Raw genomic sequence first — 15420 nt, 5'->3', positions numbered from 1 at the left:
CAACGTGTGGGCTCATGTGGTTGACGACTCACATGGATGGAACTCGAAGCGTGCACCGCCGGCGTCGCTGTCGGTCAGAGAGATCTCCCACTCGTGGGCCTCAGCGATCTCCTCGACGATCGTCAACCCCAACCCCGTCGTGTGGCCGCTATCGTCGCGAACGTAGCCGGACTCAAAGACCTGCTCGCGGTCGGCGACCGGAATCCCGGCTCCATCGTCGGCAACGAAGAAGCCGTTGCCGTCGCGGCCGACGGTGACGGTAAGGGTCTCGTTGGTAGCATCGGTAGACTGCGATCGAGTGCTCGTTGAACCGTGTTCGACACTGTTTCGAAACAGATTTTCAAACAGTCGTTGGAGGCGGTCGCGGTCGGCCGCAAGCGTCGGCAGATCGTCGGCGACCGACAACGACGTGGTCTCGGTATCAACGGTTGCCCACGCGTCGGCAGCAACAGCCCCGAGGTCGATCCCAGCAACCGAGGTAACTGCGTCCTCGCCGCGAGCGAGCGTGAGCACATCCTGAATGATGCGTTCCATCCGGTCGTGGGCCGCGGTCAGCTGCTCGAAGTGTTCGGGATCACCCGTCTCACGGGCGGCCTGGAGGTGGGCGGCGGCGACATCCAGCGGGTTTCGGAGGTCGTGGCTGATGACGCTGGCCAGCCGATCAACCTCGACGGTACATGCTGAGTCAGCCGGGGTCAACAGCGTGTACACCGGCCGGTCGGCCGACACTGCAATCGGCTGGAGTCGGTAGCAGGTTGGCTCAGCTTCGACAGACGATGTTAGCCTGAGGGTGGTATCGCTGGCGCGGTCGCCCCGGAGGACAGCTACAGCCGCTGTGGTGTCAGCCGCTGTCGGCGCGACGTGGCTGTCAACCCACGCGGTGGCTGGTGTGCCGACGGCATCGCCAAACGTCGCCTCAAAGGCGTCGTTTTCGCTCGTGATGATGGCCTCGGCGTCTTTGTGGTCGATGCCAACGACCGGAACTGGGAGGGCATCCGGGGGGATCGGTGTCGACTCAGGTACGTCGGTGGACTCGTCCATCCCCTTAGCGACGCTGCTCGTCAACTGGGGGTTGGTGTGGCTGCAATCCAGCATGCATGGTATTTGACGGTGGGGTGAACACGTGCATACCTCGTCGTGGTTATTCCCTGATATAAGCCTCACCCTCTAGTAATCGTCACTACAGGGGTAACGAATCAATGAAAAAACCACAATCGGGGGCAAAACCACAGGCATGTGATAGAGCACTCATTCCGTCGCTTCTCAGCGGGGATGTATCCGCGATTACGCCTCAGCGACGCTGGCGATGGTTGATACCGGTGTGTAAGATCGCTGGTTGTCAGTCGATGTGGCCTTCGCGGCGGAGCTGGTCGGCGTCTTGACTGTCGTATCGCCACTCCACGTCGGCCTTCTCGTCTTGCCAATCCCACGGTTCGATGAGGACGATGTCGTCCTCGTTGATCCACGTGCGGAACCGCATCCGGCCGGGGATGCGACCCATCCGCTCTTTCCCGTCGTTGCAGCGCAGCCGAACGCGGCCCCCACCGAGCATATCGGTGACAACCGCGAACATCTCGTTTTCGTCGGGCATCCGGAGGTCGTTCCGCCCTGATTCTTCTGACACACACCTCTAGGGGCTCCGAAGCCAGTTAAATCGTGGCATCTTCCCGCCGCAGGCATGCACGTTGGTGACAGTCTCACACCGTGTCGCTGTCCCGTCGCTGGAACAGCCATCGCAACACCAGATAGCCGATGAGCCCACCACCAAAGAGCACAACAGGGATCGCAAACGGCCCAACGAGATTGATCAGCGTTGTCAGTGGGCCAAATGTCATACTATATCTTCAACGGCCGTGACCGTAAATCTCTCGTTGAGCGATGACAAACAAAGTGCCATATTTCACCTTCCCGTCGAATAGCCGCTGTAGCAAACGTGTGTCATATATCGTTCCCGATGACGCCAGGATCGGTGCAGTACGGCAGATTCTGTGTGAGTGATCGATACCGGTGGCGACTGACCGTCGTGCAGTGGTTTTGATGCGTCGATAGGGGGAATGTATCGACAACTGGGGGTCACGCTCAGAGCCTGACGGCTCTGTCATTGGGATCAACCGGCGGAACCGTGTGCTGAACCTGCGTTGTGGCACCGCTTGCGGTTGTCAGCGTGACCGTGACCCCCTCCCCGCGCTGAAGCGGCTCCAACGCTGTTGTCTCGTCATTAAGCGGGATGACAAGCTTTGATCGGTCGGTCGGATCGCTGAGGACGTTATCATCGGTATCACCCTGAAGCGGCTCAACGCGGAACGTTGGTTCGCTACCGTTGGCCCCATCGCTGACGAGCGTTGTCGCTCGGTCAGGGCTTTGATACTGCACCGTTGTGTTATCGAGATCGATCGCCGTCGCATCGGGGGCTGGCCCCACGATGAGCTCTAGCTGTTGGAGTTCAGTCTCGGCGCTGTCGCTGTCGACGACGCCGATCGAGTATGCGACCGCAAGCCGATCGCTGACCTCCGCTGTACTGCTCTCGCTCGTCTCCGTGGAGTCAAACTGTAGAAACCCCGCTGTGTTGGTGATAACTCCCGCGGCTGCCCCCGCGACGAGCACCACCGAGATGAAGACGATGAGTGTACCTGTTCCTACTTGTCCGCGCGAACCAGTGCTGAACATGGTAACCGCTAAGTCAACATTGTGATTGGGATAAAATAAGTGTACGTGTGCCACACCTGCAACCGTCGCTGTGGGGCCACTCGCTGATTCTACAGCCGGTGTGCGATCGGGTTTTTAAATAGCGTCATACCCGATAGATGGTATGATCGGTTCGACGCTTGGGCTGCTTGATATACTCGCTGTCGTCGCCGTCGGTGGTGGCGTGGTTCTCACCGGGATCGGCATCCGGCGATACCGGCGGTTGCGAGCGATCAGCCGGCGGGCCGTCGAGACAACCGGAACCGTACAACAGGTGGACATACAGATGGTCAAGGAGGCGGCTGGCACACAGGAGTATCTGCCCGTCGTCGACTACGAGTACCGGACGCCGACAGAACGACGCGACGGCAACACTGTCTATCCCGGGAAGCACCGGTTCGCCAAGCTGTTCGGAACGGAAGCCGCCGCCGAAACAGCGATCAACGACTACGAGCCCGGCACCCAAACAACCGTCTACTACGACCCGGATGATCCGGCACACTCGTTTCTCATCGCCGATCCCCAGACAGCCACAGCGATCACCAAGGTTGTACTCGGGATCGCCATCCTGCTGGGTGGCGTGTTGCTCACCACACTGTAGCGTGTCACGCCAACGACGACACAACCTGAGACGCACTCAGATGAACCACCAGACGGCCTGCGAGATCATCAGCAACACCACGACATGTTTGACGCCAGCCCGCAACTCACCCTCACCGAGTCGACCAGCGACGAGGCCGGAGCAGATGGCCTGAATCATCGTGAGCTGTACGAGGAGTGTCTCGTAGGCATCGATGTTAGGTGTGATACCGCCGGCACGAGCCATGCCGGTCTCTGTGACGCCAGTGGTCGACAGCCCGCCGGTCGACCCGGTGACAGCGGTCTCGACTGCGGGGAAAAACGACGCCGAAAGGGCGGCGATAATCCCGATAAAGACCAGGAAGGCGATGTAGATCACGACAAGATACGTTGCCATCGCCCGCCGGCGACGGGCGGCGAGTCGCTGGCTGGCTCGGAGTTCCGCAGCGGCGATGGCGGCGACCGGGCCGATCCGGTTGCTGGCACGCAAGGCGTTGGTAACCAAGGCGACAGCACCGGTAACTGGCGGTGATCGAACCCGGGAGGCCAGCCGCCGGAACGCGTTTGTCACGTCGGCACCCCACCGAACATCACGCCGAACCCGAGCAAGTGGTTCCGAGAGCGCGCCGAGATCACCGTTGGCCACCCGGTCGAGGCCATCGACGACCGAAAGGCCAGCCTCGTTGACGTCGGCAAGCCGGTCAAGGAACACCGGCACGGCAGCCGCAAGTCGGCGACGGCGGGCGGCACCAGCCTCGTAGGCGGCCGCGTAGCTGCTACAGATACCGATCAATGCGATCGAAAGCGGCCGGGTGGCTGTTGAGAGCGTCGCCATCGAAAGCCGCGGCGGCTCGGTAGCGAGATAAATCCACCCCACCCCGAGTGGCGCGGTTGCCAGCAGCGTCAGCCACGGATTGCTCCCAAGCGTTGCGATTGGCCGCCGCAGCCAGCGACGCCACCGCGATAGCCGATCCGCGATCCGAAGTATCGATCGCTGGTGGCTCCAGTCCCGAGACGATCCCATCGGCCGGATCGTGGCGTGAGCACCAGGAGGGTCGACAGATCGATACGAAGACCGGCCGTTGTTGTGGGTCGCTACGGGGAGTCGATGGCTCGCAAGCAGCCGGTCAAGCCCGAGGAGGAACCCAACCGTCCCGATCGGAACGAACCCGAAGATGACAGCACGCAATACTGGTACTGTATCGGTGACAACGAGCCCAACGACAACCAGCGTTGTCACCACGAACAACGGCCCGACGACCAGCCCTGTCACATAGCCCTCAGCGGCGGTCGAAAGGTGGGTGAGAAAGCCTTGCTGGCTGTCGGCAGCAGCCTCACGGGATCGCTCGTGGTATCGCCGGAGGTAGTCGTCGACCGGGTGGCCGCTGTCGACAGCCGCGGCAAGATCCGAGGTGAACTCGGCGAACGAAGCCGACGGTGTACGGTCGCTTGTCGTCTCAAGGGCAGTGATCACGTCTACCCCAAAGTGATCGATCTCACGGACAGTCACACCGATGGCGACGGCGGTTTCACCGTAGACGTTTCGGTGGGCAGCCACGGTTCGCAACACCGCTGGCAACGGCATCCCACTTCGGGCGAGTGCGTACATGCACGCGACAGCCCGCGGCAACGTCCGGTCGATCCGTCGCTCACGGGCGGCCACACGCCGATCGATCAGCACCCACTGAACTCGGTAGGTTACTGCCGTGACTGCGACAGCGACGAGAACGCTACAGCCGGCCGCGAGGGTGGCCGCCGATACCGGTGACGCCGTGAGCGTATTGATCCCGATTCGCCCGGTGAGCGCTGTCACCACCGCGGGCTCGGCTCGAATCCGGAGGATCGTCACGAGCGTGAGCATTCCGGCAGCGATACCGGCGGTGAGAGCGTAGAGCATGATTCGAGCGGCGATAAGCCGAGGCGGGTCGTCGGCGTGGATCGCAGCCAACTGTGTGTTGCGCTCACGCCGACCAGTCGCTGGGACAAGTGGGCGACACCACGCGAGCGCGATGGCATCAACGCCGCAACGCAGTCGAACCCCGATCGATCGGATCGTCGCAATACGGCGGAGCCAGCGGTGGTAATCGATCAATCGGGTTGGAGCACTCATCGGGATGACCAGCTCCCCGTGATCGACGAGACAACGCCGGCGCGCTGGTCGATGGTGTCATCGTCCGATACCGACTCATCAACAGTAGTTCTGGTCGTTGACGCCGAGCCATCGCCAGCGGACGCACCCGGTGGCGACGCGGTTGCGGATTGGCTGTTCGTCTTCGTCGCGGACGGCGGCTGGTCAGCCTGACGGTCGGCGTCAGCAGCGTCGGCGTCATAGGCCCGGAGTTGTGCGGTGAACTCGCGGTAGTCGGTCACGCCGCGCTCCAACAGCGTGTTGAGGAACTGTTTGCGAGCAGCAAGCTCCGCTCGCAGATCGTCGGGATCCCAGCCGCGTTCGGTCTGAATCGATTCCAACACCTCGCTGTGTGATCGGCTGAAACTGTCGCTTTGTGGGTGCCATGAGATGGGTTCAGCGTAATCAAGATCGCCCGTGCGGTCGTCGATGCCACGAATCTCGGCGATCCCATCGATCCGTCGGACACGCCGGCCCCCAAGGCGTCGTTGGGTTTGGACGGCACACAGATCCAGCGACTCGACCATCGTCCGCGGAAGATCGATCGGCTCGTTTTCCAGCCGGGTGACAGCGGTCTCGATAGAGTCGGCGTGAATCGTCGACAGCGTCGTGTGGCCGGTGTTCATCGCCTGAAACAGCGTTTTGGCCTCCTCGCCGCGCACCTCGCCGACAAGCAGATACTCCGGGCGATGTCGGAGAGCCGATCGCAGGAGGTCGTACATACCGATGGCGGTTCCTTCAGTCAGTTGCTCTCGGGTGACCGCCGCTAACCAGTTGTCGTGGGCGAGCGTGAGTTCCCGGGTGTCTTCGATGGTGACGACCTTTGCGCCTGGTGGCACGAACATCGATAGCGCGTTCAGTGTGGTGGTTTTCCCAGCGGCGGTGCCACCAGCCACCAGCAGACTCTTGTTGTGCTCGATACAGAGCCAGCAGTAGGCCAACCCAGCGGCGTCAAACGTCCCGCGCTCAATGAGATCGATCGGTGTGAGCGGGTCGGCAGCGTACTGTCGGATGGTAAACGCCGATCCGTGTGGCGTGACCTCCTCGCCGAGGCTGAGCTCCGCCCGCGAGCCGTCCGGCAACGTTGCCTCGATGAGTGGCTCGCCAACGCTGATGTGGTGGCCGGCTTGTTGGGCCAGTCGGACGACGAAATCGTCGAGTGCGGCCGTCTCGAAGGTAACGTTGGTTTCGAGGTCGGTGTAGGTCTCGTGGTAGATGAAGACCGGATGGTCGGGGCCATCACAGGAGATATCCTCGATGTGGTCATCCTGTAGCAACGGATCAAGTCGGCCATACCCACGGAAATCACGGTGCAAGTAGTACCACAGCGCGTGAAACGTCCGGCTGTCGACGGTGATCCCGTATCGCTCGATCAGCCCGGCAAGTTCGGTGCGCAGTCGCTCGGCAGCGTCGGTGTCAGCATCGTCGGCGTCGCCCTTGTCAGCAACACGACTAGCAACAGTCTCAGCGGCTGTATCGTCGAGACCGGCATCCGTTTCGGCAGCTTCGCCGATACGGCCGGCATCGGGATCGATGTCGGCATCGATTCGATCGGCAGATGTGGCCGTTGCCCCGATGTCGTGCTCAACAGCCAACTCGTCGCTGGCGTCGGTCGCGGCGTTGGCTTGTGGTTCGGCTGAAGCGTCGTCGCCGGCATCGTATATCAGCGGCGCGCGGATGTCACGGCGGACACGGTCAAGCAGGTCGACCTCGAAGGCATCGAGATCCGGTTCGACGGCGTAGTACGACCGGTCGCCGTCGGCGTCGTGCTCGGTGATGACAACGAAGGCAAACGGTCGGTTCACCCAGTAGCGGTCGAGTTCCTGCTCGTCGTCAGGGACAGTAAACGTCGCCAGCGGGTCAGCGGCGGCGGGCTCGTCGGGGTGGCGGTCGAACGTTGAGCCACGAAGCGCGCGGGTAACCTGACGCAGGCGAGCGAGCAGACCAGCAGCGATCGACGTGTCGCGGGCTGCCGTGTCGGGATCGATCGGTTCGGGGCGGTCGGGGGTCGGCATGAGGAGCTACGCGTTGTGGCCGCCGCTTCCGATTTAAACTCTCGGCGGCTACAGTTCGATCCGCTCGACCAACCCGTCGTCGCCTTTCGTGTTGACCGCGATGATGCGAACCTGGTCTTCAAGTCGGGAGTCTACGAGCTTTGCTTTCAGGAGGGTATCGACCTGATAAACGCCAGCAGCGTTGTTCATCTCGATTTCGACTAAGACAGGGGTGTCGTCGCCAGCTTTGAGTCGCACGTCCTCGATAGCCTGACTGGAGAGGGTGTTGATCCCGCGACCACCGTGTTCGTAGGGGATCCGTGAGCGACCGCGCTCCATGTCGAGGCCGTCAGCGATCCGGATGATCCCCGCCTCGGTTGTCAGCGGCGTCTCCTCGGTGTGATGACAGAGAATTGCATGCAGCACCTCGCTTTTGAGCCGAACCGCGGTGTCGGTGTCGTAGCGGTCACCGAGCAGTCGATCAAGGAAGTCGGCCGCGAGCGGAATCGAGTAGTAGGAGTGCTCCTCGCGGTGGACAACGTGGCCGATGTCGTGAAGCGTGGCGGCCAAGACGAGGATCACTGGCTCGAATCGCTCATCGAGGCCTTGCTGGCTCGCACCGTTGAACGTCACACCGGCCTGTTTCAGCAGCGCATACAGCCCAAGGGCGCGGTTGCGGACGATCTCGATGTGTTTCGGGCCGTGGTCGCTGTACCCCATCCGATCGACGGCGGTGACGTTTTGAGCGTCGAGGTAGGCCGTGATCTCGGGATCGCTCCTAAGCACCGGGAGAATATCATTGAGTGCTGTGTCAGGAAACGGGTGGTCGGCGTCGGGAGCGTACGCCGAGACGCCATCGGATGATCGCATACGGGGAGCGTAGCCGCCCGGCGATCAAAAACCCACACCACCCCTTTACTGTCGGGTGCTGTATGGCGATATATGCAGACTACGGATCTCACCGCCTTTGTCGACGGCATCGTCCACGAACCGACACAGGCCGAGGGCCCAGGCGTCGATCTCACCGTCACCGAGATCTACGAGATCACGACACCCGGGCGTGTCGATTTCGGCGGCGGCGAGTTAGAATCGGCCGATAGCGAGCCTCACCCCTCGGCCAAACGCAGTCCCGGTGACGACTACGAGTGGTGGACACTCGACGCTGGCCGGTATCTCATCGAGTACAACGAGACGCTATCACCGCCCGAAGATGTGTTCCTCGTTGTCCAGACCCGCGACGAGCTTCTGACGCGTGGGGCGTTCCACCCAACGCGTCACACACAGAAACTTGGGCGTGTTCCCCTCAGCGTCGGCGGTGCCGGGCTCACACTCAAGGAAAACGCTCGCGTGTCAACAATCTACCGCGCCGAGCGGCCGTGAGCGGTCGTCGCGCAGCGGTGGCTCCGGCTCAGGCCAGCGATTCGACCGCGTCGATAACTGCAGCATAGTCGGGTTCTTCGCCGGGATTGGCTGCGCGCCAGGCGTAGCGGACGGTTCCACCAGCACCGACGAGGAAAACGGCTCGTTGGGCGACCTCAGTGAGGTTGATGTGCTCCCACTCGTCGGCAACATCGTAGGCGTCGATGATCGCGCCGTCGTTGTCGCTGACCAGATCAAAGCCAAGGTCGTGTTCAGCCCGGAATCGGCTGAGTGCATATGGCAGGTCGGTGCTGATACCGAAGACGCGGGCGTTGAGGTCGTCAAGCGCGTGCAACTCGTCGCGGAACGTACACAGCTCTTCGGTGCAGGTCGTCGAAAACGCCGCCGGGAAGAAGGCAAGGACGACCGGGCCGGTGTCGCGGCGGTTCGACAGCCGGAACGGTTCGGTCTCCGCGCCGACCAGTGGGGCGGCAAAATCGGGTGCATCGTCGCCAACGGTAAGCATACCGTCCCAACACGGGGATTTGCGTTGAAGATTACGGTTGGCGGCGCGGTAGACGGAGCAAAAGGCCTATATTCGCCACCGGAGTAGCCGGACTCATGAGTGGTCTGCTTCCGCTGTTTGGTCCGGTCGGCCCAGAGATGCTCATCATCCTGCTCGTGCTCGTGTTGCTGTTCGGCGCGAACAAGATCCCAAAGCTTGCCCGCTCGACGGGTGAAGCGATGGGCGAGTTCAAAAAGGGTCGTGAGGAGATCGAGGAGGAACTGAACGAGGCCGCCGATCCAAAAGCCGAGCCAGTTGAGGATGTCTCGGAGCTCGACGACGAGGAGCTTGAAACCGACCGCGAACCAACGAACTGAGCCGCTTCGGGTTGCCGACCGCGAACCTGATTTTTTGGGCATGTGGCCTAGTGGACAAGGCGAGTGGTTCCTAACCGCTCGATCGTGGGTTCGAATCCCACCGTGCCCGCTGTCTGCGAACGATAGTGAGCAACAGCGGCTGCAGGGATTCGAAGCAGGGAGGGCACGCGCAGCGGCAGCGAGCATGTTCGACTGCGGTTCGAATCCTATCATGCCCGTTCTCTCCTTGCGGTCGATCACACGCATGATTGCCCCCCACTCGCTCACTCCGTTCGCTCGCGGGAGTCCCATCATGCCCGTCATGTGTGAGCGCAAGCGAGCACTAGCAGCGTAGCAAAACGAACCACAACAGCGCGGTAGCGAGTCATCACAAATATAACGAACGTTGCTTATGAAAATCGCACGTGAGGAGCTATCATACTGCTGAATCTAACCGATATATTTATAACCTTCGATCTCCTACATATTGTACGGATCTGACCCTGCCTTTACATGTTCTTTCTCCGGGCAGCGGTCATCCCTACTCACCCAATCAATGAGCAACAGCACACCACGAACCACACCAACCGTCCGACAACACGAGACCGAATCCGAAACCGAGTCGACCGACGAAACAACCCGCTGCCCCGAGTGCAGCGGCCAGCTCATCACCGACGAGGAACACGGCGAAACCGTTTGCCGCGAGTGTGGTCTCGTCGTCGAAAGCGACGAGATCGACCGCGGCCCGGAGTGGCGGGCCTTCGACAGCGCGGAACGTGACTCAAAGTCCCGTGTTGGTGCACCAACGACGAATATGATGCACGATAAGGGGCTGTCGACTAACATCGGCTGGCAGGACAAAGACGCCTACGGGAAGTCGTTGTCCTCAAATCAACGCCAGAAGATGCAGCGGCTTCGCACCTGGAACGAGCGGTTCCGCACCCGCGATAGCAAGGAGCGCAACCTCAAACAGGCCCTCGGCGAGATCGATCGGATGGCCTCGGCGCTGGGTCTCCCGAAGGCCGTCCGCGAGACGGCCTCGGTCATCTACCGGCGCGCTCTCGATGAGGATCTCCTGCCGGGGCGCTCGATCGAAGGCGTTGCGACCGCCGCGCTTTACGCCGCGGCGCGCCAGCTGAACAACCCCCGCAGCCTCGATGAGTTTGCCGCGGTCTCCCGAGTCGAGAAAATGGAGATGACCCGCACCTACCGCTACATCGTCCGACAGCTCGGCCTCGAAGTCAAGCCGGCCGATCCCGAACAGTACGTTCCGCGGTTTGTCTCCCGGCTCGACCTCAACGAGGAGGTCGAACGTGAGGCCCGGGCGTTGCTGCGGGCCGCCAAGGACGCCGCCGTCACCAGCGGAAAATCGCCGGTCGGCCTCGCTGCCGCCGCGGTGTATGCGGCCGCGCTGCTGACAAACCAGAAAGTCACACAGAGCCAAGTCGGCGAGGTCGCCGACATCTCCGAGGTCACGATCCGAAACCGCTACAAAGAGCTGCTCGAACTCGATCACGGCGAATTAGTGCAGTAGTCGAAGCGACAAGCCGGACGGTGAGCTTCGGTGCTGATCGGTGTTTTTTGACCGTTTGATCCGGTAGTAACAACGAAATCGACGAGAGATATTGTGGGCGACCTATGGTAACCTATCTCAGGATACTACTATAACCCTCCAGTCGTTACGACTTGTTGCTCATGAAAAAGCAGGAGCTCATCCACCTACACGGCCTGCTTGCCGAGGTACGTACGCAGTGTGAAGCGTGGGAAGACACCGTTGATCTTACTGAGTACGAATCGCTTGGCATCAAGCCGACATCGATCCACAAATCGAAGACCGACCACAAAGCGGCTGTTTTCGAACTCGCGAAAGGAATCACCTCCTCGATGGAGGATGTCGACGCCGAGACCGCCGAGCCGCTGGCACCGAACGCGGACTAACACAGTTTCTCGCTGTGTGTTGTGCTACACCACCGAGCCGCAGCACACGGTAGCTACCGCAGTACAACGACTTTCAGGACAGCCCAAACGCTATCACTGATGGTCGACTCCGAGCAGCTATGACACAGGTGACCGTCTGGAACGAGTTTCGGCACGAACGCCACGACAACACCGTCGCCGAGGTCTACCCGGAGGGGATTCACATCGTCATCGCCGATGCCCTCAGCGAGGCCGGGTTCGAGACCCAAACCGCCACACTTGACGAGCCCGACCACGGCCTGACCGAGGCGGTTCTTGACGACACCGACGTGCTCACGTGGTGGGGTCATGCCGCACATGATGCGGTGGGCGAGGAGATCGTCGACCGGGTCTGTGAGCGCGTCCGCGAGGGGATGGGCCTCATCGTCCTCCATTCAGGCCACTATTCAAAGCCGTTCACCCGACTGATGGGTAGCTCCTGTTCGCTGAAATGGCGTGAGGCCGCCGAGACCGAGCGGCTCTGGGTTATCGAGCCCGGGCATCCGATCGCCGACGGGGTGGACGAATACATCGAACTCGACGACGCAGAGATGTACGGCGAGCGGTTCGATATTCCGGCCCCCGACACGCTTGTCTTCACCTCGTGGTTTGAGGGCGGCGAGGTGTTCCGGTCGGGCTGTTGTTACCGACGCGGCAACGGGCGGATCTTCTATTTTCGGCCGGGTCATGAGACGTATCCGATCTACCACGACGAGTCGATCCAACAGGTGATCGCCAATGCGGTCGCGTGGGCAGCCCCCGGCGATGGGCCGACCCCTAACTTCGGGAACAACGAGTCGATCGAGGCCATCGACGGCAGCGACGACCGAACCGTCCACTGACCGGCGGCCAACGTATCAGCTAAACGGCTGGCGGCCATACAGCCGGTAATGAGTGCCGACGAGGCTGCGGTCGAGACCGACGATGGACTGAGGTTGATGGTTGCGCTTGGTGGACTCGCACTGCTCGTGTTCATCCTCGGGATCGGCGTGATCTACTATCTCAGCTATCTTCGGTAGCCCGCCCCGACGGCAGAGAGGGTAGTTTAACCCACCGGCGGTGGTTGCTGTGAGCACGATGACACGCGATCAGGACGGGGTTGTAGCGCGGCTCGCGGCGTATCCAAATCTCAAGAGCACCCGGATCGGCGGCTTCGGGCTTTTCTTTGTTCTCTTCGGGGGAGTGTATCTGTGGGTTAGTGGCGGGCTCACTGGTCTGTATCTGGCGATACTCGGCTTCTCGGCTGTGATGTGTCTCTGGATCGCGTGGGCAGACCACTACACGAACTGACTCACCGGCTCCACGCCCGCTCACTCAGGCATGTACGTCTCGCCGTCCTGTTGGTCGGCACCCTGTCGCCGAATCGCCGCCGACGCTTGGGCGGCATCGTAGCCGAAAAACACGTTTGTTGCGTAGGTGCCGGCTACCTCGGCCGCCTGAATCAGGTTGTCGACATCGACATCGACCGCGTAGAGCTCAATCGAAAACGGGGGCTCAGGATCGGCGTCATCAGGGTCGTAGTCACCACCCAACGCGGTTCGGAACCCGCGGGCGAGCGACTCCAGCCAGTAGGTGGTGCCGTAGTCTAGATCATACAGCGGGACGACAAACTCGTCGACATATGTGGCGAGGGTATCGAGATCCAGCCCAGCCCGCGCAGAAAGGTGGCCTGGATAGGGATCGGGATACAGTGTGAGATACAGTCGGCCCGGGACGTGCTCACGTGCGGCGGCGACGAACTCGGTGATCACAGACGCTCGCCACGCGCGCCAGTCGTCGAACTCACTGTCGGCAAACCGCCGCTCACAGCGCTCACAACGGCAGTAGTCATCGCGTGGGAAGCCAACATCGTCGAGTCGAACATCGTCGTGTTCGGCTCCACAGTCGGCGATCATCTCGAGCAGTCCCTCGCGGTAGGCGTCGTGTGTTGGACAGATGTAGTCCCAATCAAAGTACTCGCGGTCACGGGTCGCCGGTCGGCCCTCGCTGTCGACAGCGACGAGATCCGGGTTCTCGGCTGCGGCAGCGTTATCACCAAAACACGAGACCATGTTGATCGCCCCCGCGATCGGTTCGTTGGGACGGCCGGTCACGTCTTTGACCTCGTAGAACGCCTGCTCGAACTCGTTCCACTCGGTCTCCGGTTCGTTCCGCGTGACAATGCCATCCATACGCCGGATTGGGCACAGCCGTGGGTAAGTGGTTCGCTCTCCGGTGCTGTGAGGGCTAAAAACGCCCGACGGAACGAGAGGGTTACTCGTCGACGTTGACTTCGACGGGTTCGGTATCGCCCGAGAAAAGGACGTATGCCAGTGCGATGACCACGAGAACGCCGAGCAGTTTTACTTTCTTGGACATATCTGCTCTCAGTGTCGGGTGGGTAATAGGCTTTGCGTGGCCGGACGACAGCGACCTACTCGGGGTCGATATGTGTGGCAAGCTCCTCGCGGATGATCGTCCCACAGTAGGCGCAGCGAACGCCTTCGTCGACGACATCGAACTTCGTTTCGACGGGCTCGTTGGCGTTGGTGATACAGTTGCGGTTCGGACACGACAGGAGGCCGATGACAGTTTCCGGGCGGTCGACGCGGTTCTTTTCGACGACATCGAACTCGCGGATGATGTTGATCGTTGCCTCGGGGGCGATCAGCGAGATCACATCAACCTCGGATTGGCTGAGCTCGCGGTCTTCGACCTTGACCACATCTTTCAGCCCCAACCGATCGCTGGGGACGTTCATCACGACAGAGACGCCCAACCCCGCCGAGCCATCGATGCCGAGAATCGACAGGACGTTGAGGGCTTGGCCGCCGGAAACGTGGTCGATGACGGTGCCGTTGCGGATCTTTGAGACGCGGAGTTCACGGTCGCTCATAGCTCACCCTCCGATAGTAAGAAATCAAGCAGTGCCATTCTGACCGGGACGCCGTTGTGGGCCTGTTTGAAGTAGGTTGCCTGTGACAACGCATCGACGGCGGGATCGATCTCGTCGACGCGGGGCAATGGGTGCATCACCGCGAGATCATCGTCGGCCAGCTCTAGGGTGTCGTCGTCAATCTGGTACTCGCCGGCGATCTGTTCGTACTCGGTTTCGTCAGGGAATCGCTCGCGCTGGATGCGGGTCACGTAGAGCACATCAAGCTCAGGCAACACCTCCGCAAGGTCGGTGTGTTCCCGGAGTTGCGCACCGGAGTTGTGGAGATCGAATCGAACGCCACGCGGGAGTTTGAGGCTTTCAGGGCTGATAAAGTGTTGGCGCACGTCAAAGTTGGTGAGCGCCTCAGCCAGAGAGTGTACCGTCCGGCCATATTTCAGGTCGCCCATGATGCCGATCGAGAGATCATCAAGTCCGACGTTTTCGCGGATGGTGTAGAGATCAAGCAGCGTTTGACTCGGGTGTTGGCCCGCGCCGTCGCCGGCGTTGATCACGGGCACATCGACGAACTCGGCGGCCATCTTCGCCGCGCCCTCGCTGGGATGGCGGAGCACAAGCGCGTCGGCGTAGCCCTCGACGACGCGGACGGTGTCGGCGAGACTCTCGCCCTTCTTGACCGAGGAGGATTCGACCGTGCCCATGTCAGTTGTCGCCCCGCCGAGGCGTTTGATCGCGGTCTCGAAGCTCATCTTCGTGCGCGTGCTCGGCTCGAAAAAGCAGAGGGCGAGGACGGCCTCCCGATACCGGTCGGCGACCGCCCCGGGATCGGCGTCGATCTCCGCCGCTCGGTCGAGCACCGCCTCGATGTCGGCCCGCGAGAGTTGGGTCGCGGTGATGAGGTGGTCCTGACGCATTGTTGCAGGTGGGTCGCCGGACGCTCTTGAATCCCGCGGGTTGGGGGCGACCTGCCGAACGACCACGGC

At 61.5% G+C, this 15420-nt stretch carries 19 protein-coding genes and 1 tRNA gene; 9 read left to right on the top strand and 11 right to left on the bottom strand.

Going from position 1 to position 15420, the window contains the following annotated elements:
* Window positions 1-12: 12 nt before the first annotated feature.
* The 4 genes from DP106_RS06680 to DP106_RS06670 all read right to left on the bottom strand — a co-directional run bounded on the left by DP106_RS06680 (window position 13) and on the right by DP106_RS06670 (window position 2667).
* Window positions 13-1041: a sensor histidine kinase gene (locus DP106_RS06680; protein WP_120084229.1), complete on the bottom strand. Its 1029-nt coding sequence runs from the start codon at window positions 1039-1041 to the stop codon at window positions 13-15.
* A 298-nt stretch (window positions 1042-1339) separates the two neighbouring features.
* Window positions 1340-1624, bottom strand: a complete 285-nt coding sequence (eif1A, locus tag DP106_RS06675) for a translation initiation factor eIF-1A (RefSeq protein WP_120084228.1) — start codon at window positions 1622-1624, stop codon at window positions 1340-1342.
* A 73-nt stretch (window positions 1625-1697) separates the two neighbouring features.
* The gene (locus DP106_RS15800) at window positions 1698-1835 is read right to left on the bottom strand and encodes a hypothetical protein (RefSeq protein ID WP_165857839.1); all 138 of its coding nucleotides are present in this window, start codon (window positions 1833-1835) and stop codon (window positions 1698-1700) included.
* Window positions 1836-2079: 244 nt separating this feature from the next.
* Window positions 2080-2667: an archaellin/type IV pilin N-terminal domain-containing protein gene (locus tag DP106_RS06670; RefSeq protein ID WP_120084226.1), complete on the bottom strand. Its 588-nt coding sequence runs from the start codon at window positions 2665-2667 to the stop codon at window positions 2080-2082.
* Between the two features lie 142 nt (window positions 2668-2809).
* Between DP106_RS06670 and DP106_RS06665 the strand changes: the two genes are divergently transcribed.
* The gene (locus tag DP106_RS06665) at window positions 2810-3286 is read left to right on the top strand and encodes a DUF3592 domain-containing protein (RefSeq protein ID WP_120084225.1); all 477 of its coding nucleotides are present in this window, start codon (window positions 2810-2812) and stop codon (window positions 3284-3286) included.
* 36 nt (window positions 3287-3322) lie between these two features.
* On the opposite strand, the gene DP106_RS06660 is transcribed toward DP106_RS06665, so the two are convergent.
* From DP106_RS06660 to DP106_RS06650, 3 genes are read right to left on the bottom strand one after another with little or no spacing between them, the layout of a single operon-like run.
* Window positions 3323-5374, bottom strand: a complete 2052-nt coding sequence (locus tag DP106_RS06660) for a type II secretion system F family protein (RefSeq protein ID WP_120084224.1) — start codon at window positions 5372-5374, stop codon at window positions 3323-3325.
* Window positions 5371-7407: a type II/IV secretion system ATPase subunit gene (locus DP106_RS06655; protein ID WP_120084223.1), complete on the bottom strand. Its 2037-nt coding sequence runs from the start codon at window positions 7405-7407 to the stop codon at window positions 5371-5373. Before DP106_RS06655 ends, DP106_RS06660 begins: the two co-directional genes overlap by 4 nt.
* Window positions 7408-7455: 48 nt before the next feature.
* Window positions 7456-8256: an HD domain-containing protein gene (locus tag DP106_RS06650; RefSeq protein WP_120084222.1), complete on the bottom strand. Its 801-nt coding sequence runs from the start codon at window positions 8254-8256 to the stop codon at window positions 7456-7458.
* A 72-nt stretch (window positions 8257-8328) separates the two neighbouring features.
* On the opposite strand from DP106_RS06650, the gene DP106_RS06645 reads away from it, so the two are divergent.
* Window positions 8329-8766 carry a dCTP deaminase/dUTPase family protein gene (locus DP106_RS06645; RefSeq protein WP_120084220.1) on the top strand — a complete coding sequence of 146 codons (438 nt, stop codon included), beginning with the start codon at window positions 8329-8331 and terminating at the stop codon, window positions 8764-8766.
* A 28-nt stretch (window positions 8767-8794) separates the two neighbouring features.
* Here the strand turns inward: DP106_RS06645 and DP106_RS06640 are convergent, their stop codons facing one another.
* Window positions 8795-9271, bottom strand: coding sequence for a redoxin domain-containing protein (locus DP106_RS06640; RefSeq protein WP_120084219.1), 477 nt, complete (start codon window positions 9269-9271; stop codon window positions 8795-8797).
* A 95-nt stretch (window positions 9272-9366) separates the two neighbouring features.
* Between DP106_RS06640 and tatA the strand changes: the two genes are divergently transcribed.
* From tatA to DP106_RS06610, 7 genes are all read left to right on the top strand, one after another.
* The gene (gene tatA / locus DP106_RS06635) at window positions 9367-9627 is read left to right on the top strand and encodes a twin-arginine translocase TatA/TatE family subunit (protein ID WP_120084217.1); all 261 of its coding nucleotides are present in this window, start codon (window positions 9367-9369) and stop codon (window positions 9625-9627) included.
* Between the two features lie 36 nt (window positions 9628-9663).
* Window positions 9664-9736, top strand: a tRNA-Arg gene (locus tag DP106_RS06630).
* Between the two features lie 426 nt (window positions 9737-10162).
* Complete coding sequence (locus DP106_RS06625) at window positions 10163-11140, top strand: transcription initiation factor IIB (RefSeq protein ID WP_120084216.1); 978 nt, start codon at window positions 10163-10165, stop codon at window positions 11138-11140.
* A gap of 161 nt (window positions 11141-11301) precedes the next feature.
* Window positions 11302-11544, top strand: a complete 243-nt coding sequence (locus DP106_RS06620; protein ID WP_120084214.1) for a UPF0058 family protein — start codon at window positions 11302-11304, stop codon at window positions 11542-11544.
* 119 nt (window positions 11545-11663) lie between these two features.
* Window positions 11664-12404, top strand: coding sequence for a ThuA domain-containing protein (locus DP106_RS06615; protein ID WP_120084213.1), 741 nt, complete (start codon window positions 11664-11666; stop codon window positions 12402-12404).
* A 48-nt stretch (window positions 12405-12452) separates the two neighbouring features.
* Complete coding sequence (locus DP106_RS16380; protein WP_276310062.1) at window positions 12453-12581, top strand: hypothetical protein; 129 nt, start codon at window positions 12453-12455, stop codon at window positions 12579-12581.
* Window positions 12582-12639: 58 nt separating this feature from the next.
* Window positions 12640-12852 carry a hypothetical protein gene (locus DP106_RS06610; RefSeq protein ID WP_120084212.1) on the top strand — a complete coding sequence of 71 codons (213 nt, stop codon included), beginning with the start codon at window positions 12640-12642 and terminating at the stop codon, window positions 12850-12852.
* Window positions 12853-12872: 20 nt separating this feature from the next.
* Here the strand turns inward: DP106_RS06610 and DP106_RS06605 are convergent, their stop codons facing one another.
* From DP106_RS06605 to pyrB, 3 genes are all read right to left on the bottom strand, one after another.
* Window positions 12873-13733 (bottom strand): hypothetical protein, encoded by an 861-nt coding sequence (locus tag DP106_RS06605; RefSeq protein ID WP_120084210.1) that lies wholly within the window; start codon window positions 13731-13733, stop codon window positions 12873-12875.
* Between the two features lie 242 nt (window positions 13734-13975).
* A complete protein-coding gene (gene pyrI, locus DP106_RS06600; protein WP_120084209.1) occupies window positions 13976-14437 on the bottom strand; it encodes an aspartate carbamoyltransferase regulatory subunit in 462 nt (153 codons plus the stop codon).
* Window positions 14434-15351, bottom strand: a complete 918-nt coding sequence (pyrB, locus tag DP106_RS06595) for an aspartate carbamoyltransferase (RefSeq protein WP_120084208.1) — start codon at window positions 15349-15351, stop codon at window positions 14434-14436. The genes pyrI and pyrB overlap by 4 nt, the downstream gene beginning before the upstream one ends.
* Window positions 15352-15420 lie beyond the last annotated feature (69 nt).

This window comes from Halonotius pteroides, assembly GCF_003605635.1.
GTDB classification, from domain to species: Archaea; Halobacteriota; Halobacteria; order Halobacteriales; family Haloferacaceae; genus Halonotius; species Halonotius pteroides.
This window is presented reverse-complemented; position numbering and strand designations above follow the sequence as displayed.